This is a genomic window from Mesorhizobium sp. M8A.F.Ca.ET.161.01.1.1 (assembly GCF_004792105.1).
Classification (GTDB): Bacteria; Pseudomonadota; Alphaproteobacteria; order Rhizobiales; family Rhizobiaceae; genus Mesorhizobium.
This window is the reverse complement of sequence record NZ_SRTD01000426.1, coordinates 1-294: the sequence shown is the minus strand read 5'-3', so window position 1 is coordinate 294 and position 294 is coordinate 1. Positions and strand designations below refer to the sequence as shown.

The window sequence follows — 294 nt, the reverse complement described above, 5'->3', positions numbered from 1 at the left end:
ACCAGCCTCATCCATCAGGTCCAGGGCGTGGACCAGGGCATCAAGGATGCGCGGGAAGCCAACACCATCTCGGCTGCCGAGGCTGAGCAGCTGCATAGGCGTGCCGCCCACATCAGCCAGGCCGCCGAGAAGGTCGCCGCTTCGGATCATGGCAGGATTCCCGCCACCCAATATCACGCCCTGCTGCGCCGTCTCGATCTTGTCGATCAGAAGCTGATGGTCGACACCGGCAGCGGCTTCCTGATGGGCGACGGCGCCGACGGCGGTCACTATCCGAACGGCTGACGACCCAAG

1 pseudogene is annotated in these 294 nt (G+C 65.0%); it reads left to right on the top strand.

From position 1 onward, the window contains the following. Window positions 1-285 (top strand): annotated as a pseudogene (locus tag EN804_RS36385) (hypothetical protein); the annotation flags it as partial. Between the last annotated feature and the right edge of the window lie 9 nt (window positions 286-294).